This is a genomic window from Psychroserpens burtonensis DSM 12212 (assembly GCF_000425305.1).
GTDB lineage: Bacteria > Bacteroidota > Bacteroidia > Flavobacteriales > Flavobacteriaceae > Psychroserpens > Psychroserpens burtonensis.
Map to the genome: position 1 here is coordinate 64460 of NZ_AUDE01000012.1, position 17929 is coordinate 82388.

Here is a 17929-nt window from a genome sequence, read left to right on the forward strand (position 1 = left end):
CTTTAATTAAAAAATATTTTATTTTCTTTATTCATCTTGCGTAACAACGGACTACAACGGTATCTATCTTCATGATATTCGTTATATAATTCATCCATTTTAGAAACGCACCAATCCATACCTTTTTCATCTGCCCAAGCCAACAAACCTTTTGGATAATTAACCCCTTTGGTCATCGCAGTATCTATATCTGCTGCTGACGCTATATTCAAAAACGAAGCATCTGCTGCTTCATTGATAAGCATTACTAAAACGCGATCAAAGATTTGTAGAGCTAAAGCCTTGTCTTCTATTGGAGCTGGTTTTATAGCGCCTTCTTCATAATCGTAATATCCTTTTCCTGACTTTCTACCTAAATAACCTGCTTCTGCAAATCGTTTTTGAGTAAATGCTGGCTTATATCGTGGATCAAAATAAAAGGCTGTAAACACCGTTTCTGTTACGGTGTAATTCACATCGTTTCCAATAAAATCCATGAGCTCAAATGGTCCCATTCTAAAACCACCTAATGTTTTTAAACTGTGGTCTATTGTTACGAAATCTGCTATTCCTTCTTCATAAATACGTAATGCTTCTCCATAAAACGGACGAGCCACACGGTTTACAATAAAGCCAGGTGTATCTTTAGCGACAGCGACTACTTTTGTCCAATCTTTAATAGTTTGAATTGACTTTTCTAAAACAGCTTCTGACGTTTGAATCGCTGGAATCACCTCAACCAACTTCATTAAAGGTGCTGGATTAAAAAAGTGAATCCCTACACAACGTTCAGGTTTTTGTAAGGATGCTGCTATTGATGCTATTGATAAACTAGAGGTGTTTGATGCGATGATACAATCGTCAGCCACATAATTTTCTAGCTCTGAAAACACTTTTTGCTTGATATCAAGATTTTCTATAATCGCTTCGATTGTCAAATGTGAATCCCCTAAAGCTTTCAAACTATCGACGTATGAAATATTAGATTGGATTCTAATTTTCTCTTCGGAATCGATTCGCCCTTTTTCTATAAGACGAACTAATATCTTTTCTAAAGCAGCTTTTGCTTTATCCAAAGCAGCTTGATTAGTATCGTATAATTTGACTTTACAACCAGCAGTAGCAGCGACTTGTGCTATACCACTTCCCATTGTTCCTCCTCCGATAATTCCTACGTTCATGCTTTATCTTTTATTGTGGATTCCGCATCAAGTGCGGAATGACAAATCTGTTGATTTATCTTCCTTTAAATTCTGGCTTTCTTTTCTCTATAAATGCAGCAACACCTTCAGCATAATCTTCTGTACTCGCTGCTTCAATTTGTAATTTAGATTCTAAAGCTAGCTGAGATTCTAAATCATTTGTCATTGAGTTATTATACAATTCTTTAATGAGACCTAAAGCTTTTGTTGGCATGTTTGCCATTTTCAATGCTAGTTTATTAATAGTGTCTTCAAATTCTTCGACTGGTACACATTTGTATATCATTCCCATTTTTTCAGCCTGAACTGCTGAAATTTTATCACCTAACATCGCTAAAGCCAATGCTTTTTGAAATCCGATTAGACGTGGTAAAAAGAACGTACCTGCACTATCAGGAACTAAACCAATTAAACTAAACGCTTGAATAAAACTCACTTTTTCGTGTGCCACTATAATATCACAAGCTAAAGCTATATTTGCTCCTGCTCCAGCTGCTACTCCATTTACTGCTGCGATAACAGGTTTTTTAATAGCTCGTATTCTTGTAATGATTGGGTTATAATGCTCTTCAAGTATTTTTTTGAATCCTGGATTTAAGTCTGGATCTGTAACTTCTTTTAAATCTTGACCAGCACAAAACGCTTTTCCGTTTCCAGTAAGAACGATTGCTCTTACGTCAGCATTCTTTTCACAAGCGTCTAAAGTGTCGTGAAGTAAAAATGCCATTTCACGATTGAAGCTATTGAATACTTCTGGTCTGTTTAGCCTTATTATGGCTACTTTATTTTCTATTTTTAATTCTATTGAACTCATTACATCTTTATTATTTATTGCAAGCACGAAGGCCATTACAGTGTTATATTAAGATTCCTGCTTTCGCAAGAATTGGTCACTTTAAACATTTAAAATAATCGAATGGTTCTTGACAATCATCACACTGAAATTGTGCTTTACATGCCGTTGAACCAAATTGACTTACTAGCCTCGTGTTTTGAGAACCACAATTGGTACACTTAACGATTCGTTTTCCGTTTAGCAAGACATCTATATCTGCTTCGGCATCTAAAGGCGCTGCTATTCCATAATCTTCTAAGGCTTTTCGACCTCTTGGTGTAATCCAATCCGTAGTCCACGCAGGATGTAAAATCAAATCAATTTCAGAGTCGTAACCTGCGTCCTTTAGTGCTTTTTTAATATCGTCTCCTATCACATCCATTGCTGGACAACCACTATAGGTTGGCGTAATTTCGACTTTAACGATCTCGTTTATAATCACTGCAGAACGCACGACTCCCATATCCATAATAGATAATACTGGGATTTCTGGATCTGAAACCTCTTCCAATATTGGGATTAACTTTTCGTCTATATTTTGTTCTGTTGATGTCATATGTTTTTAAAACTGAATTTGAAAAGCTTTCTAACTACTGTCGTCTTCAAATTCAACTTCTTTTTTTTTTAGATTCCTGACTGCGCAGCAATTTGGGTTACCATTCCATATTTGGATAGGCGCGTTGCATGTATTGCAATTCACTTAATAAATACCCTAAATGTTCTGTATGAACCCCTTCTTTACCACCTTTTTGAAAATATTTTGATTCTGGTATCTCAAGGTCTGCTACCTGTAAAAGGTCATTTACTCGTTTATAATAATTTAATTTTAGCTTGGTTACATCGACACCTACGCCTTCTGATACCATAACTTTATCAGCTTCTGTTTGATGAAACAATTCATCTGTATACGTCCATAAATCATTAATAGCCTCTTGCATTTTTTGATTACTCTCCTCTGTACCATCACCTAAACGCTTGACCCAATCTGAAGAGAAACGTTCGTGATAACTGACTTCTTTGATGCATTTATTTGCAATAGCAGACAACGTTAAATCTGTACTTTTCTGCAACTCAGCAAGGAATGCCAAATGATAGGCGTCAAATAAAAATTGACGACCAATGGTATAAGCAAAATTCGTATTAGGTTGTTCTACCAATAATACATTTTTGTACTCGCGCTCTTTTCGCAGCATCGCAATATCATCTTCGGTTCTTTTATCTCCCGCAATTTTAGCTGCATATTGGAAATAGCTGCGAACTTGTCCGAATAAATCTAATGAGATGTTTGTACAAGCGATATCTGTTTCTAAAGTTGGACCGTGTCCACAGAGTTCTCCGAGGCGTTGACCAAGGATTAAGCTGTTATCTGCGATACCAAGAATGTAGTTATATAAGTTTTCTTTCATAAAGTGAAACTGAATTTGAATTTGAAGTTGACAAGCGACTCCAAATTGGTTATTCCTAATTTAATATTTTTGATTCGTGTAACCATTATACGAATGAGTTGGTCGTTTTCGTCTTTTAATTTTAATAAACTCTCTTCGGAAAATAACTTGGCTTTTGATTGAATATTTAAGTTTCTTTGACTCTCTCTTAATTCTTTTAGCGAGATCCTTAACTTATTTATTTTGTCCTTATCTGTTCCTGCTCCTAGCTCTCTGTAATTTAAAGCCAAAGAACAAGATGAACGTATCAATTGCTTTGCTAAATAATCGCCAGCATATGACAATGGCTTTTTATCGTATAAATTGATTATATCTGCAGCAAAATCTTAAAGTCATTCTGTTAAGTCAAATGTACTTTCGTTCATTTTTCTTTTTCAAATTCGACTTCAAGTTCATTCTACATATGTTTTACGTCGTCTGGCAATTCATAAAAAGTTGGATGGCGATACACTTTATCGTGAGCAGGCTCAAATAATTCGCCGTTATTATCAGGATTTGAAGCTGTAATATTATTAGATTCTACAACCCAAATACTGACACCTTCACTGCGTCTTGTGTAGACATCACGTGCGTTTTCTAGAGCCATCTCTGAATCTGCTGCATGAAGACTACCAAAGTGCCTGTGTTCTAATCCGTTTTTACTTCTTACAAAGATTTCCCAGAGTGGCCAGTTTTTTTTATTTGACATAACATTAAAATTGAAATCGAGAATGAAATTGAAATCGAAAACCGTTCAGGTCCCTATTCGACTTCAATTTCAAGTCTCTATTATACTGCTTGTTTTTGTTTTCTTTCTTGTTTCTTTTTGGCATGAGCCATTGCTGCATCACGAATCCATTCGCCTTCTTCCCATGCACCGATTCTAGCTTTCATTCTTTCCTTGTTGCAAGGTCCATGACCTTTTACAACTTGCCAAAATTCATCCCAGTTAATGTCTCCAAAGTCGTAGCTACCGCGTTCTTCGTTCCATTTTAAATCTGGATCTGGAATGGTTAATCCTATCAATTCTGCTTGAGGAACTGTTTGATCTATAAACTGTTGGCGTAAATCATCATTTGACTTTCGTTTTAATTTCCATTTCATGGACTGCTCGGTATGGACAGACTCAGCATCTGTAGGTCCTAACATCATTAAGCTTGGCCACCACCAGCGGTTTAACGCATCTTGAGCCAATTCTTTTTGCTCAGGGGAACCGTTAGCTAATTTCATCATAATTTCAAAACCTTGACGTTGGTGAAAACTTTCTTCTTTACACACACGAATCATTGCTCTCGCATAAGGTCCATAAGAGGTGTTGCATAAGGGCACCTGATTAATAATGGCTGCACCATCTACCAGCCAACCAACGGCTCCCATATCTGCCCAAGTGACTGTCGGATAATTGAAGATACTTGAATATTTAGCTTTTCCAGTGTGCAATTGCTCGTACATTTCATCGCGTGAAATACCTAACGTTTCAGTAGCTGAATATAAGTATAAACCGTGTCCAGCTTCATCTTGTACTTTTGCTAAGAGCGCCACTTTACGTCTTAAAGAAGGTGCTCTTGTAATCCAATTACCTTCTGGAAGCATACCTACGATTTCAGAATGCGCATGTTGCGACATCTGACGAATATGCGTTTTACGATACTTTTCTGGCATCCAATCTTTAGGTTCGATTTTTTCGTCTCTTGCGATACGTTCATCAAACTGCCTTTCTAAACTTCTAATTTGTTCTTCACTCATGTTTTTAGCTTTTAGCTGTTGGCTTTTAGGCCACAAGCGAGTTAATTTTTCTTTTTTACTATCCCAACCCTTTCCAAAAGAAAGGGCTTTTGTAATTATTTTTAGCTTTAAAAATCAGTCTTAAATAATAGTCACTGATTTCTTATTTTGCTCTTACTCGATTGACAACCGCGTTAAGGATGGAGCAATTGTTGGAGCTCATCTTTGATAGCGACTTGCGAGAGCCTGACCCTTTCGGGTAACGCCCAATTATTATTTTAAACGTCGAAATCGACGACGACTTTATCTGCCGTAGGCACGGCTTGACAGCTTAACACCAAATTTTGCGCGACTTCTTTTTCATCTAATGCATAATTAATTTTCATTTCTACTGATCCTCCAATCACACGGCATTTACAGGTGCTACAAACTCCGCCTTTACACGCAAATGGCAAATCTGCTCCAGCGCCTAAAGCTGCATCTAAAATATTATCATATTCTTTTGTCATCGTGAATGAAAATTCTTTTCCACCATCAACGATCGTAACTTCTACGCCTTCTACTTTTTGTTGTGCTAAACGTTCTGCACGTTTAATATCTTCTTCTGAAAGTCCAGTGACAAACAACTCAAAATGAACTAATTCTTTGGACAAGCCTTGGTTAATTAAATACGCACTTATATAGTTTACCATTTTCTCTGGTCCACAAAGGAATACCTCACTTGTGTCTGGAATATCTATAAATGTTTTTGTCAGAACACCCATTTTATCATCATCAAAACGACCGTTAAACAATTCTATATCTCGACGTTCTTTGGTTAAAAAGTAGTAGATTTCGAATCTTCCGAAATATTTGTTTCTTAGTTGTTCTAGTTCTTCTTTAAAGATAATGGATTTAGCTGTCTTATTGACATAAAATAACTTACATGTTGAATTTGGCTCTGCTTTAAGATGCGTTTTAACCATAGATAGCACTGGAGTGATACCGCTTCCTGCCGCAAAAAATAGATAATTTTTAGCATCTTTTGGTTTAACTGAGACACCGAAATTACCACTAGGAGACATAACTTCCAGGTCGTCTCCAGCTCTCAATTCTTCGTTTATATAGGTCGAAAACTTTCCACCAGGGATGAGTTTAACAGCAACCTGCCATTTATTCTCAATAGGACTTGAACATAATGAATAAGAACGACGCACATCCTCATTATTAATATCTACTTTTAAGGTCAAATGTTGCCCTTGTCTAAATTTAAATGCGTCTTGCAAGTGCAGTGGGACCTCAAAAGTTACTACTGATGTATCTTCTGTCTCCTTATAAATATCTGCAACTCTTAAGTTGTAAAATTCTGCCATTGCTATCCTTAACCCTTTCCAGAGGAAAGGAAATTATTACGTTAAACTTTATTAAAACCTATCAGGCTTTCAAAACCTTACAGATTAAACTAACAACTGTTAGTTTGGAGAACAAAGATACAAAATTTAAATCTTAATTAATTGTTAATTCCGTCAATGAGAACTTGACTCAATCCATTAGCTAAATCGTTGGCGTTAAGATCTTCTTTTTTTGGAATCCATAAATACAACGACCGTAAAGTGGTTAGCATTGAAAACATGATGATTTCGGGATTACTATTTTTAATTTCTGAAGCAGTAATACCTGTTTTTATAATCTTAAGAAAATTAGCTTCATATTCATTTCTAAGTTTAAGGTAGTATTCTAAATGGTCTTCTAGGTGCATCCAGTCATTATTTAAAGACGCCATACCGCTAGTGTTATGAGATGTGATATCAACATGTAAGCTTACGATTTTTTTAAGTTTATCAATATTAGATTCTTCTGAACTGATAATTATATCCATTCCATTAGTGAATTCTTCAGCTATACATATGATAATGACTTTAAGTATGTCTTGTTTCGAGTTGATATGATTATAAAGACTAGCTGCTTTCATCCCCATTGCAGTTGCCAAATCACGCATGGTCACGGCACTGTAACCTTTCTCTTTAAAAAGTTTAGCAGCAGTATTTATAATTTCGTCTTTACGTGTTTCAGGTTTCATTGGCGCTAAGATACATATTCGGCTTAAACTATATCTCAATCAAAACACGACATATTAAAAGGCGATTTTTAATTCATAACTTTGCACTGTTTTAAAGTTAAATCATCTTAATATTCTATGAATACTCAAATAGAAACCAATCCTTTAATTGACAGATTACCACCTCACTTAAAGCAATTTATTAAACCTCAAAACTACGATGATTACTCCCCAATAAATCAGGCAGTTTGGCGTTATGTGATGCGCAAAAACGTGTCTTACTTACGCGAATTTGCTCACCATTCATATGCAAAAGGATTACACAAAACTGGAATTTCTGTTGACACCATCCCGAGTATGTATGGCATGAATCGTATTTTAAAAGATATTGGCTGGGCTGCAGTTGCTGTGGATGGTTTTATACCTCCTAATGCATTTATGGAGTTTCAAGCCTACAAAGTATTAGTCATTGCTTCGGAAATGCGACAACTAGAAAATATTGAATACACACCAGCTCCAGATATTATTCATGAGGCTGCAGGTCACGCCCCAATAATTGCAAATCCAGATTATGCAGAATACTTAAGACGTTTTGGAGAAATTGGCGCGAAAGCCATCTTATCATCACATGATAATGCTATGTATGAAGCTGTAAGATCCCTTTCTATTTTGAAAGAATCTGCTGATTCCAGAAATGAGGAGATTGAAAAAGCTGAAGATGTCGTTAACGAACTTCAAAACAAAAAAGTGCCGCTTTCTGAAATGGCAAAAATCAGAAACTTACACTGGTGGACTGTTGAGTACGGATTAATTGGCACCATTGAAAATCCAAAAATTTATGGTGCAGGATTATTGTCTTCTATTGGTGAAAGCAAATGGTGTATGACCAAAAATGTGGAAAAACGGCTGTATAGTAGTGATGCTGCAGACATAGAATTTGACATCACTAAACCGCAGCCTCAACTTTTCGTAACTCCTGATTTCGCCTATTTAATGGAAGTTCTTGAGGAGTTCTCTAGCACTATGGCACTTAGAAAAGGTGGATTTAGAGGCTTACAAAAACTTATTGATTCTCAAAAAATTGGAAGTATTGAGCTCAATACTGGTTTACAAATTTCTGGTGTATTTACCCAAATGATAACTGATGAAGACAATAATGTTGTCTTTTTTAAAACCCAAGGGCCTACTGCTTTAGCCAATAGAGACAAAGAACTTATTGGCCATGGTAAAGACGCTAATATAAATGGATTTAGTTCTCCTATTGGCAAACTTAAAGGGATTAGTCTAGCCATTGAAGACATGCGACCACGAGATCTAAAAGCTTATAATTTTTACGACGGAAAACGCATCTCTATAGAATATGAGAGCGGCATTACTATTGAAGGCTTAAATGTTACTGGAATTAGAAATGTCTTTGGCAAATTAATCCTTATCGAATTTGAAGATTGTACTGTTACCTATAAAAAGCATAAATTATTTTCTCCCGAAGACGGCACTTTTAAACTAGCTGTTGGCTCCTCTATTACTTCTGCTTTTGCTGGTGCTGCAGATTATAGATCATTTGATAACTTATATCATGTTTCAGAAACAAAAACAACTAAACTTGATAAAAATAAAACGATACTTGAATTGGAATTACTCTATAAAAAAGTGAGGTCTCTAAGAGATTCAACATACACCGCTAAAGATCTAAAAGTTATTTTCAGTACATTATCAACGAATCATCAGGAAGATTGGCTTTTAGCTATAGAGCTGTATGAATTGACAAATAATTTCGACAATAGACTGAGTGAAGATATTTTAAGTTATTTAAACAAAATGAAGATTAAAAAACCTAAAATAGCTCACTTAATTGATAATGGATTAGAATTAATTACTATATAAAACTTTAACTATGGGATTTTTAAATTTTATTTTTGGCAGGAAAAAACGTCAAGTACAAGAATACTTAAATAATGGAGCAATTATATTAGATGTAAGAACACAACGCGAATGGGATAATGGACATATTAATAACTCTGTTCATATTCCTTTAAATGAATTGAATACTCGCGTAAAGGAAGTAAAAGCATTAAACAAACCTTTAGTAGTCTGTTGCGCAAGTGGCGTTCGTTCCAATAAAGCCGCTAAATTCTTAAACCTCAAAGCTATTGACGCTATTAATGGTGGCGGCTGGGTTAATCTAGAAAAAAATATAAATTGAAATGAGATTCGCAGCTCTACATATTGTGTGACTTCGACTGGGCTCAGCACGACATTTTGGATACATTATGTATTAGCAGAATCACTTCTTTAGACTCGGTAGGTTTTTAAGCTGATCAATATTGCGCACTAGGTTTTGACTATATTCTAAAGTCCAACCCATAGTATTGGTAAGAATATAAAATTTAGACAGTTCGCTAATTAGTCTGTTTTGTGCGTTTGATTTTAAATCTGAAACTTCAATTTTTTTCATTAGTGATGTATTCACTGTTTTTTTTATGTCATTATAATCTTTAGCTTCAAATTAATTTAGAAAATCGGCTTGAATGTCATAATATTCAAAATCTGGACTAATTGTAATGTCTTCTTTTGGAAAACTTATAATACGAAGTGTTTTGGCTAATTCATCAACTTCATACGCAATCAAGCTTAAATCATAACTAACGGTCACATCTGCATTTACGATTACAATAGCTCTTTTCTTGGCTTCTCATAGATCACCAAAAACTGCTTTTGCAGTTTTTATAAGTAAAAACCTCACTAAAATGACCTTCTGTAACTACTAACTTCCCAACGTTCTTAATCTGCTCTTGAATGAGTGCTGTATTTTCTAGAAGTGACATTCTATCTTCTTTTTTATCTCCACAATATTTAAATGCAAAGAGTACAACTAGAGTAATAATGACACCAAAAAGCGTTTTTCTCATGTGCTAATCTACATAAAAAAAACATTAGTTTTCTTCGATGCACGAAACCTAACTAATGTTTGTTATTTCATTGAAATTGAGACAAAACTAACAGTTTTCAAACTGCTTCATATGATCTCAACTTTATATTAAGTTTAAATTATTAATCCTTTTTAAGTTCCAATTTCTCAGCAAAATAGTCGCAGAAATCTTTCATAGTTGCCGTCATCTTATCATCTTGAGTAGCTCTTTGAAAGGTATTACTCATTTCAACTAGTGTTTGATGAAAAAATTGTTTCATTTCGTCAACAGGCATGTCTTTAGTCCACAAATCAATACGAAGGGTTTCCTTAGCGTTCCCATCCCAAACAGCAAGCATCATTGCTTTTGCCTCTTCGTTTGAGATACCGCCATCTTCTGCGGTCCAATGTAATTTTTCTGGAACTTTATTTTCGTCAAGTTCTATATTGAGTTCTATTTTGGATGTGTGATTTGCCATTATTTGGAGGGTTTGTAATTTGATTTATTAAAGATATCTATTGCTTCGGTTTGCAACATTTCGTTAAGAGAAACCTTGTTATTTTTCATATATGATCTCACAATTTGCCAACCTATATATTGGCCAAGTCGTCCTGGAGTTTCGTTATCTAATGCTAAAAAGAATTTTGAAAAAGGTGCATCTGCTATAAAACGCGCTGGTAAAGAACTATCGGTATTGTAAAGCATTTCATTTTCTACAAATTCTGTCCAAATCATATCTTCATAAAAGTTGGCGAATTCCAATTGCTCTTTTGAGTAACCGATTTTTTCAGCATCAGTTTTAAATGGAATGACTTTATCTTTGAAATACAGCTGTTTTCCGAAGAAAATCATCTCGTCTAAAAATGTCTTTCTTTGAGATTGAAAAATTTGTTTCTCTGCATATGCTTTTGCCAAATCGACGACTACTTGTGATGGCTCCAAGTTTTGAGTAATATATTTAGGGAAATTTCCATAAAATTTATGATCTTGACCTAAATAATTATCAAGCGAAATAAGAACTATAGTATCTGTGACAATGACTTTATCTCTATAAGAAACATTATTTGTCAAGGTAATTATACGAGGTTCGGTAAAGGATACGTTGTAATATTTTAAATGCTGAAATAACCTATTGATTTCATTTTTGATTGTTGAAAAGTCTTTAAATTTTTTACTTGCTTCGTCTAACAACTCATTTTGCAAGGTATCACTCATTTGAGCTATAAAAATTGAATCAGGAACATGATTTGAGAACATGAATGGATATACCTTTTTAAGCTGACCTAAATCCTCTGGTTTAGCCTCAGCGAAAGCACGATCAAATCGCTCAATATTAAAATGTGTATCAATTTTTGCGATTTCGTTCTCTAAGGCTTCATCATTTTTACAACTAAAAAAAGCCGCTAGAACAAAAACAAATAGTGTTATTTTTCTCATGTACTTAGATTTCAAAATCTTAATAAAAGTAAATATGTTTTACTAACTGATTTTTGAGTTTATCTTATTATTTTTGTAAAGCAAAGGTACTCTTCTTAAAATAAAAACTCAATAAAATGCAAACAGAAAAAGTTGTTGAACATATTGTAAATTGGCTTAAAGATTATGCTACAAAAGCTGGTGCGAATGGATTTGTTATAGGTATATCTGGAGGAATTGATTCTGCTGTCACGTCCACCCTGTGTGCCAAAACAGGATTAAAGATTCTATGCATTGAAATGCCAATTCATCAAGCCCAAAGTCACGTCAGTAGAGCACAAGAACATATTTCTCAATTAAAAGAGCGTTTTTCTAACGTAAAAAGCACTAAAACAGACCTGACACCTGTTTTTGAAGAATTTAAAACAGAAGTCTCTTTAGACGGCGAACAGGCTGCAGTAGATATGGCATTAGCTAACACAAGAGCTCGATTAAGGATGACCACCTTGTATTATCATGCTGGAGTCTTAGGGCTATTAGTCGCTGGAACTGGAAATAAAGTTGAAGATTTTGGTGTGGGTTTTTACACGAAGTATGGAGATGGTGGCGTTGATTTGAGTCCTATTGCCGATCTTATGAAATCTGAAGTGTACCAAATAGGAGAACACCTTAAGGTACCAGAATCAATTATAAAAGCTACACCAAGTGACGGTTTATTTGGAGATGCTAGAAGTGATGAGGATCAAATTGGTGCTTCTTATCCAGAACTAGAATGGGCAATGAACATGAAAGAAGAGGGGAAAACTGAAAATGCTTTTGAAGGACGACAAAAAGAAGTATTTCGAATATTCACCAATTATAATCGCTCAAATACTCACAAAATGGTAGCAATACCAGTTTGTGAAATTCCTAACAATTTAAAATAATCGCTGAGATAATCATACAAAAACCGAACTATGTTGAAATTTTTAGTAGCTTTGTAGTGAAAATTTCCACATTCTTGAATTTATTTAACAAGTTCTGGCTCATTATTTTAACTAACTAATTTAAATATGTATTATGATTAAGGTATTAGTGGTTGATAACCATCCTATCGTAACTACTGGCTTTCAATTATTATTTGATAATCATGAAGACATTCAAGTAGTGGGAACTGCTGGAAGTGGTGTTGAGATTTTTGAGTTTGTAAGACGTCATGAAGTTGATGTTATTGTCTCAGAAATTGAGCTCCCAGAGCTCAATGGGATTACCGCGCTTAGAGCTATTAAGAAAGAGCATGGCAAGATTAACATTATTATGTTTAGCTACCATCCCGAAGAAATCTATGCTATAAGCACTATAAAAGCTGGAGCATCCGGATATGTATCAAAATCTGAATCTACAGATGTCATCATAAAAGCAATAAAGACTGCTTACAGTGGAGGAATTCATCTAAGCGATAAGATGTCTAAACATTTAAACTATAATGACACAAAACAGTCTAAAACTAGAATTTACAAACGCTTATCAACTCGCGAAGTAGAAGTCCTAAAGTTATTATCATCTGGCAAAAAAAATAAAGAGATTGCTCTAGAGCTTGACATTAACGAGAAAACAGTAAGTACTTATAAAGCAAGACTTTTTAAGAAACTTAATGTCACAAATCTTATTGATTTAGTAAATCAAGGCAAACACATGGATATTACTTAAACTTTACCTCCAACAACTTTTCCAAGTTTTCTAGATAGTAACATTTTTAAGCCTAGATAATCCTTAACATCCTCTAATATATTTCTGGAGTTCGCATCCTCTCGCAAGGTGTCATTTTGATATTCTAATACTTTTTTATCAATCAAATAACAACGCAATGTCAAAATTGTTTGTGTTACTAACTGCGCAATTGAATGTTGTTTTGCCTTCGGAATGATATGATTACGCTCCCAATCATGCAATGTGTAACGTTCATCATTCATTAATATCGTAGTCACATCATTAGCCAATTCCTGATCTAGTCTATTTACGAAATTCTGTATTGAAAATTCAGGTTCTTGATGCAGCGTATCTATAATTGTTTGATATAACGTCTTAAAGATAGGATTTGAAAACTGCATCTCGTCTTCTTGCAAATCAAGATATATCTTTTCAAAAACTTTAGCATTTTGGATTACTGGTTCTAATTGCAATTCACCATCGTCTGATTCTTTTAAAACTAAGTCTTCAAAATCCTCTACCTCTGTACCATAGAGTAATAAGATTTCAATTATTTTACGTTCTAATTCATATTGCAAATCTACTTTTTGCGCTTTAGGCTCTGATTTTACAACTTGAAATGCGTTTTGTTTTTGCTCATTCTTATGGCTTTTATTAGCTTCTTGAACATCTTTTTTATTTATTTGAGCTAAGGTCGTAAACAGCACGTCTTCTCTAATATCCATAATACGCGAGCATTCTTGGATATAAATTTCCTTTTTTATTTGGTCAGGAATTTTAGAGATACTATTTACAATATCTCTGATAGTCTCTGCTTTTTTTATTGGGTCGTTATTAGCTTCTTTTATTAATAAAGAGGCTTTAAATTGAATAAAATCTTTAGAGTTGTCCTTGAGATACGCTGTTAATTCTTCAAGCGTATTTTGTTTTGCAAAACTATCTGGATCTTCACCTTCCGGAAAACCACAGACTTTCACGTTCATTCCTTGCTCTAGAATTAAATCTATACCTCGTATTGAGGCTCTAATTCCTGCTGCGTCACCATCAAAAAGTACTGTGATATTATTTGTCAATCTATTTACAAGTCTTATCTGCTCAGAAGATAACGCAGTACCAGAAGATGCTACAGTATTTTTAATTCCTGTTTGATGAAATTGAATGACATCCGTATAGCCTTCAACTAAATAACAATTATCTTCTTTAGCTATCGCTTGTTTTGCATGGTAAATCCCATAGAGTATTTTGCTTTTGTGGTACACTTCACTCTCTGGAGAGTTCATGTACTTAGCAGCCTTTTTATCTACTTTTAAAATACGCCCTCCAAAACCTAGAATACGACCACTCATACTATGAATAGGAAACATAACACGACCTTTAAAACGATCAAATTTCTTATCTGGCTTGACTATTGTTAATCCTGTTTTTTCAAGAAACTCAATTTGATACCCTTGCTTTAAAGCTTCATCTGTAAAGCCTTGCCACTCATCTAATGAATATCCTAGATTAAACTGTTTAATGGTTTCGTTTGTAAATCCACGTTCTTTAAAATAGCTTAAACCAATCGCTTGACCTTGATCTGTTTTAAATAGGATACGCTCAAAATATTGCTTAGCATATTCATTAACCAAATACAAACTCTCTCTTTCATCAGCTTCTTGCTTTTGCTCATCGGTTTGTTCGGTTTCTTCTATGTCAATATTATATTTTTTAGCGAGATATTTTATAGCTTCAGGATATGTAAAATGCTCATGCTCCATTATAAATGTGACTGCATTTCCTCCTTTTCCGCTGGAAAAGTCTTTCCAAATTTGCTTTACAGGAGACACCATAAAGCTTGGTGAACGCTCATCACTAAATGGACTCAAACCTTTAAAGTTACTTCCTGACTTCTTCAACTGAACAAAATCACCAATAACCTCTTCAACGCGAGCGGTTTCAAATACTTGTTCTATGGAGGATTTTGATATCAATTTTAAAGATAATAGTGAACTTCAAATTTAAGCTATTATATGCTAACAAAAAAGCACCCTTCGTTTTATAAAAGGTGCTTTAAATCGTGTTTTAATAGACTAGTCCAAATCAAATCTAAACCCTAGAGATAGGTTATGCTGATCAAATGTTTGGTTTTCAAATACAGGGTTTAAATCATATTTCGCATATATACCTAAGCCTCCATAACCCACATAAGCACTTACACCGTAAACAAAAGGTGTCGCATTATAATTACGTCTTATTTTTTGCTTTACGCGATTTCCATCTTCTTTGAAACGCAACTTTTGTTGCGTACCAATATTAAAACCTGCGTATCCACCAATCCCTACTTTAAAGTGATTCTCGGCACTGTATCTAAAGTAATTCTTACGTTCTATTTTTTTTGATGGCCCAAACTCAAAGTGTATGGGTACAACGAGATTTGTTATTCTAAATTCCACATCACTTAACTCACTGGGAAAAGCTTCCAAATTCGTTATATTTCCATCTTGAACAAAATATTGATCATTTTTAGGTGTTAATTTATTCCATTGAAGAGAGACACCATATTTTAATCGTACTGCATTAGACTCCTTTAATAGTCGTGTTTTCCATGCGACGCCTAACTCTATAAATCCAGAACCCATGAAAGAGTATTCATCACCAATTTTTTGACCATCACCAATAGCATTATTAAACCCCGCTGCAAACACTAAATCACTGGTGGTACGTTTATCATAAACTCTTGATTTATTTTTTGGATTAATATTGATTCCTGTAAATTTTTCGAAGCTAAACCCAAACTGCACAGTCTCATCGGAATACCCATCATCATTTCGTTCTAATAGAGCAATTTTATTATCAAGAATTGCCATACGATTCTCAATATTTAGAGCTCGTTTTTTAGCTGCTTCTTTTTTTAGTATTTCAGCGTCATCCTTAGTTATGCCGCCAACATCTAGTCTTCTATTAATGTTTTCTACTTCAGCCTTTAAAAATTCGCGTTCTTCGTTTTCGATAGTTTTTTTTAGCTCGATTAATCTGTCGATTTCTAAACCATTTTCTCTAAATGGCATATTATTTCCCGTAGAGTCTTGTTGTGTTTCTTGTGCATTCACATTACTTACAATTAAGCATAGGGTGAGTAGCACTAAAGGTTTTGTGATCGTATTCATAGTGTTTGTTTTAGTTACCGAATTATTCGGAATGGATTGATGATAAATTTCACTTCGACTGCGCTCAGTGACTACTTGGAATTTTAGTTGTTACGCTCAGCAACTGCTGTTATGACCGATTTGTAACCTGATTTTAAGCCTTCAAACACTCTAGTTCTAAACGATTGTTCCAGATCATCTTCAACGTCTTGAAGTAAAGCATCTGCATCTACTGTTCGCGAAGTTTTATTATATATTCGCTCTCTTAAAATAGCTCTTTCTGCCTGTTTTAATAGATTTTCAATTTCGGCATCTGTAATAGCTCCGTTTTTAATTTTCAGGTTTTTAATTTGATTGACAACCTCAACCGCTTTGACCTCTTCAAAGGTTAATGTACTCACAGCCGTTTGTTCTAATTTATTAGTATTTGAATTTATAATCGCTACAGCTTTTTTTGTTTCATTTAATTCAATTAACTTCCCTTTTATTGATTTCTCAATTTTAGTTTCTGTTTTATTATTAGTGGACTGATTAGATATTGTCGCTAACTTAGGTTCGTCTTTGATTGATGGTTTAATTTGTTTCTGCTTTTTATTCTCTTCGGAAATTTCAGCAACAACTTCCTTTTTAACAGCTTCATTACTATCATTTGCCTCTGCCTTAATTTGAGATGCTTTGATGTTGGTTTCGACTACTGTTGGTTCTACTAGTTGATTTTCCGAAGCATTAAACAGTATATTAGTAACGAAAAGAATTCCAATAATACTCGCGGCAATACCGATATAAAAGATAAAGCCTCGTTCACTGTTTTTATTGCTGGTATAAAGATCTGTAGACAATTTATCCCAAGCATCACTTGATGGCTGTAGTGTTCTCTTCTCTAACTTATCTTTTATGTTCTCTTCAAACTTAACTGGTGCCATAACTTGTTGTATTTATGTCCTTAATTTTTTTCTGAAGCATTTGTCGTGCTTTAAATAATTGTGATTTAGAGGTGCCTTGAGAAATACTCAAAATATCTGCTATTTCTTGATGTTTATAGCCTTCAATTGCATGCATGACAAATACCATTTTATAACCTTCTGGAAGCTCATCAATAAATTGCTGAATTTGAGCAACTTCTATTTGCGAATCTATGTTGTTACTGCAATGATCTTGATGAATTGTTTCATCTTCAACCGAAAACTCTACATGCTTTTCTTGCCTTAAAAAAGAAATAGATTCTCTTACCATTATGCGTCTTAACCAACCTTCAAAACTACCTTCGTTTTTAAAACTCTTAAGATTTGTAAACGCTTTAAAAAACGCTTTTAACATCACAGACTCTGCATTTTGTATGTCCTTTATATAATAACGACATATACTAAGCATTTTTGGTGCATGAATTTCAAACAATGTGTGTTGAGCGTCACGCTTGCCTTTTGCTGCTCTTTTAATGAGCGTCGTATTATTTTTATGATGTAATTGAATTACTTTCAAAATGACTTTCGTTTGGTCTTCTATTTATAAAGACGCGATTTTTATTATAATGGTTGCCTGAAGATAAAAATATTTTTTTGTAGACGGTAAATTATATATATTTATGTA

21 protein-coding genes and 1 pseudogene are annotated in these 17929 nt (G+C 34.3%); 4 read left to right on the top strand and 18 right to left on the bottom strand.

Features of this window, described 5'->3' with window-relative positions; all coding sequences use genetic code 11:
* Positions 1 to 2: 2 nt before the first annotated feature.
* The 9 genes and pseudogenes from H593_RS0105580 to H593_RS0105620 all read right to left on the bottom strand — a co-directional run bounded on the left by H593_RS0105580 (position 3) and on the right by H593_RS0105620 (position 7224).
* Positions 3 to 1160, bottom strand: a complete 1158-nt coding sequence (locus H593_RS0105580) for a 3-hydroxyacyl-CoA dehydrogenase NAD-binding domain-containing protein (RefSeq protein WP_028871532.1) — start codon at positions 1158 to 1160, stop codon at positions 3 to 5.
* Positions 1161 to 1215: 55 nt separating this feature from the next.
* A complete protein-coding gene (locus H593_RS0105585) occupies positions 1216 to 1995 on the bottom strand; it encodes an enoyl-CoA hydratase-related protein (protein WP_028871533.1) in 780 nt (259 codons plus the stop codon).
* A 76-nt stretch (positions 1996 to 2071) separates the two neighbouring features.
* Positions 2072 to 2572 carry a 1,2-phenylacetyl-CoA epoxidase subunit PaaD gene (gene paaD / locus H593_RS0105590; protein WP_028871534.1) on the bottom strand — a complete coding sequence of 167 codons (501 nt, stop codon included), beginning with the start codon at positions 2570 to 2572 and terminating at the stop codon, positions 2072 to 2074.
* 97 nt (positions 2573 to 2669) lie between these two features.
* Positions 2670 to 3422: a 1,2-phenylacetyl-CoA epoxidase subunit PaaC gene (gene paaC / locus H593_RS0105595; RefSeq protein ID WP_028871535.1), complete on the bottom strand. Its 753-nt coding sequence runs from the start codon at positions 3420 to 3422 to the stop codon at positions 2670 to 2672.
* Positions 3419 to 3775 (bottom strand): annotated as a pseudogene (locus H593_RS18570) (four helix bundle protein); the annotation flags it as partial. The gene paaC and the pseudogene H593_RS18570, both read right to left, overlap by 4 nt.
* An 83-nt stretch (positions 3776 to 3858) precedes the next feature.
* Positions 3859 to 4149 (bottom strand): 1,2-phenylacetyl-CoA epoxidase subunit PaaB, encoded by a 291-nt coding sequence (gene paaB / locus H593_RS0105605; protein WP_028871536.1) that lies wholly within the window; start codon positions 4147 to 4149, stop codon positions 3859 to 3861.
* A gap of 80 nt (positions 4150 to 4229) precedes the next feature.
* Entirely contained in the window at positions 4230 to 5186 is a 957-nt protein-coding gene (gene paaA, locus H593_RS0105610; RefSeq protein ID WP_028871537.1) for a 1,2-phenylacetyl-CoA epoxidase subunit PaaA, read from the bottom strand.
* A 257-nt stretch (positions 5187 to 5443) separates the two neighbouring features.
* A complete protein-coding gene (locus H593_RS0105615) occupies positions 5444 to 6517 on the bottom strand; it encodes a 2Fe-2S iron-sulfur cluster-binding protein (protein ID WP_028871538.1) in 1074 nt (357 codons plus the stop codon).
* A 137-nt stretch (positions 6518 to 6654) separates the two neighbouring features.
* Positions 6655 to 7224 (bottom strand): TetR/AcrR family transcriptional regulator, encoded by a 570-nt coding sequence (locus H593_RS0105620; RefSeq protein WP_028871539.1) that lies wholly within the window; start codon positions 7222 to 7224, stop codon positions 6655 to 6657.
* Positions 7225 to 7341: 117 nt separating this feature from the next.
* Between H593_RS0105620 and H593_RS0105625 the strand changes: the two genes are divergently transcribed.
* Together H593_RS0105625 and H593_RS0105630 are read left to right on the top strand one after the other, a co-directional pair.
* Positions 7342 to 9087 (top strand): aromatic amino acid hydroxylase, encoded by a 1746-nt coding sequence (locus H593_RS0105625; protein ID WP_028871540.1) that lies wholly within the window; start codon positions 7342 to 7344, stop codon positions 9085 to 9087.
* A 10-nt stretch (positions 9088 to 9097) separates the two neighbouring features.
* Positions 9098 to 9406 carry a rhodanese-like domain-containing protein gene (locus H593_RS0105630; RefSeq protein ID WP_028871541.1) on the top strand — a complete coding sequence of 103 codons (309 nt, stop codon included), beginning with the start codon at positions 9098 to 9100 and terminating at the stop codon, positions 9404 to 9406.
* An 81-nt stretch (positions 9407 to 9487) separates the two neighbouring features.
* On the opposite strand, the gene H593_RS21565 is transcribed toward H593_RS0105630, so the two are convergent.
* The 5 genes from H593_RS21565 to gldB all read right to left on the bottom strand — a co-directional run bounded on the left by H593_RS21565 (position 9488) and on the right by gldB (position 11549).
* Positions 9488 to 9658, bottom strand: coding sequence for a hypothetical protein (locus tag H593_RS21565; RefSeq protein ID WP_425414343.1), 171 nt, complete (start codon positions 9656 to 9658; stop codon positions 9488 to 9490).
* A gap of 51 nt (positions 9659 to 9709) precedes the next feature.
* The gene (locus tag H593_RS21570; protein WP_425414344.1) at positions 9710 to 9856 is read right to left on the bottom strand and encodes a hypothetical protein; all 147 of its coding nucleotides are present in this window, start codon (positions 9854 to 9856) and stop codon (positions 9710 to 9712) included.
* A 46-nt stretch (positions 9857 to 9902) separates the two neighbouring features.
* A complete protein-coding gene (locus H593_RS21575) occupies positions 9903 to 10112 on the bottom strand; it encodes a hypothetical protein (RefSeq protein WP_028871543.1) in 210 nt (69 codons plus the stop codon).
* 142 nt (positions 10113 to 10254) lie between these two features.
* Positions 10255 to 10590 (bottom strand): gliding motility protein GldC, encoded by a 336-nt coding sequence (gldC, locus tag H593_RS0105650; protein WP_028871544.1) that lies wholly within the window; start codon positions 10588 to 10590, stop codon positions 10255 to 10257.
* A complete protein-coding gene (gldB, locus tag H593_RS0105655; protein ID WP_028871545.1) occupies positions 10590 to 11549 on the bottom strand; it encodes a gliding motility lipoprotein GldB in 960 nt (319 codons plus the stop codon). Before gldB ends, gldC begins: the two co-directional genes overlap by 1 nt.
* A 116-nt stretch (positions 11550 to 11665) precedes the next feature.
* Between gldB and nadE the strand changes: the two genes are divergently transcribed.
* The gene (gene nadE / locus H593_RS0105660; protein WP_028871546.1) at positions 11666 to 12454 is read left to right on the top strand and encodes an NAD(+) synthase; all 789 of its coding nucleotides are present in this window, start codon (positions 11666 to 11668) and stop codon (positions 12452 to 12454) included.
* A 133-nt stretch (positions 12455 to 12587) separates the two neighbouring features.
* On the top strand, positions 12588 to 13217 hold the full coding sequence (locus tag H593_RS0105665) for a response regulator transcription factor (protein ID WP_028871547.1): 630 nt from the start codon (positions 12588 to 12590) through the stop codon (positions 13215 to 13217).
* On the opposite strand, the gene dnaG is transcribed toward H593_RS0105665, so the two are convergent.
* The 4 genes from dnaG to H593_RS0105685 form a co-directional block, all read right to left on the bottom strand.
* Positions 13214 to 15187: a DNA primase gene (dnaG, locus tag H593_RS0105670; RefSeq protein WP_028871548.1), complete on the bottom strand. Its 1974-nt coding sequence runs from the start codon at positions 15185 to 15187 to the stop codon at positions 13214 to 13216. The two genes, H593_RS0105665 and dnaG, sit on opposite strands and share 4 nt — an antisense overlap.
* 99 nt (positions 15188 to 15286) lie before the next feature.
* A complete protein-coding gene (locus H593_RS0105675) occupies positions 15287 to 16363 on the bottom strand; it encodes a nucleotide exchange factor GrpE (protein WP_028871549.1) in 1077 nt (358 codons plus the stop codon).
* An 83-nt stretch (positions 16364 to 16446) separates the two neighbouring features.
* On the bottom strand, positions 16447 to 17265 hold the full coding sequence (locus H593_RS0105680) for a hypothetical protein (protein WP_028871550.1): 819 nt from the start codon (positions 17263 to 17265) through the stop codon (positions 16447 to 16449).
* Entirely contained in the window at positions 17252 to 17821 is a 570-nt protein-coding gene (locus H593_RS0105685; protein ID WP_028871551.1) for an RNA polymerase sigma factor, read from the bottom strand. The genes H593_RS0105680 and H593_RS0105685 overlap by 14 nt, the downstream gene beginning before the upstream one ends.
* Positions 17822 to 17929: the final 108 nt, after the last annotated feature.

Bases quoted from the DNA above. Each gene is read 5' to 3' on its own strand.
- H593_RS0105675 (WP_028871549.1), bottom strand. From the start codon at position 16,363: ATGAATACGATCACAAAACCTTTAGTGCTACTCACCCTATGCTTAATT.
- H593_RS0105620 (WP_028871539.1), bottom strand. From the start codon at position 7,224: ATGAAACCTGAAACACGTAAAGACGAAATTATAAATACTGCTGCTAAA.
- paaA (WP_028871537.1), bottom strand. From the start codon at position 5,186: ATGAGTGAAGAACAAATTAGAAGTTTAGAAAGGCAGTTTGATGAACGT.
- nadE (WP_028871546.1), top strand. From the start codon at position 11,666: ATGCAAACAGAAAAAGTTGTTGAACATATTGTAAATTGGCTTAAAGAT.
- paaD (WP_028871534.1), bottom strand. From the start codon at position 2,572: ATGACATCAACAGAACAAAATATAGACGAAAAGTTAATCCCAATATTG.
- H593_RS0105625 (WP_028871540.1), top strand. From the start codon at position 7,342: ATGAATACTCAAATAGAAACCAATCCTTTAATTGACAGATTACCACCT.
- H593_RS0105615 (WP_028871538.1), bottom strand. From the start codon at position 6,517: ATGGCAGAATTTTACAACTTAAGAGTTGCAGATATTTATAAGGAGACA.
- H593_RS0105585 (WP_028871533.1), bottom strand. From the start codon at position 1,995: ATGAGTTCAATAGAATTAAAAATAGAAAATAAAGTAGCCATAATAAGG.
- H593_RS21565 (WP_425414343.1), bottom strand. From the start codon at position 9,658: ATGAAAAAAATTGAAGTTTCAGATTTAAAATCAAACGCACAAAACAGA.
- H593_RS21575 (WP_028871543.1), bottom strand. From the start codon at position 10,112: ATGAGAAAAACGCTTTTTGGTGTCATTATTACTCTAGTTGTACTCTTT.
- H593_RS0105680 (WP_028871550.1), bottom strand. From the start codon at position 17,265: ATGGCACCAGTTAAGTTTGAAGAGAACATAAAAGATAAGTTAGAGAAG.
- gldB (WP_028871545.1), bottom strand. From the start codon at position 11,549: ATGAGAAAAATAACACTATTTGTTTTTGTTCTAGCGGCTTTTTTTAGT.
- H593_RS0105580 (WP_028871532.1), bottom strand. From the start codon at position 1,160: ATGAACGTAGGAATTATCGGAGGAGGAACAATGGGAAGTGGTATAGCA.
- paaB (WP_028871536.1), bottom strand. From the start codon at position 4,149: ATGTCAAATAAAAAAAACTGGCCACTCTGGGAAATCTTTGTAAGAAGT.
- paaC (WP_028871535.1), bottom strand. From the start codon at position 3,422: ATGAAAGAAAACTTATATAACTACATTCTTGGTATCGCAGATAACAGC.
- H593_RS0105665 (WP_028871547.1), top strand. From the start codon at position 12,588: ATGATTAAGGTATTAGTGGTTGATAACCATCCTATCGTAACTACTGGC.
- H593_RS0105630 (WP_028871541.1), top strand. From the start codon at position 9,098: ATGGGATTTTTAAATTTTATTTTTGGCAGGAAAAAACGTCAAGTACAA.
- gldC (WP_028871544.1), bottom strand. From the start codon at position 10,590: ATGGCAAATCACACATCCAAAATAGAACTCAATATAGAACTTGACGAA.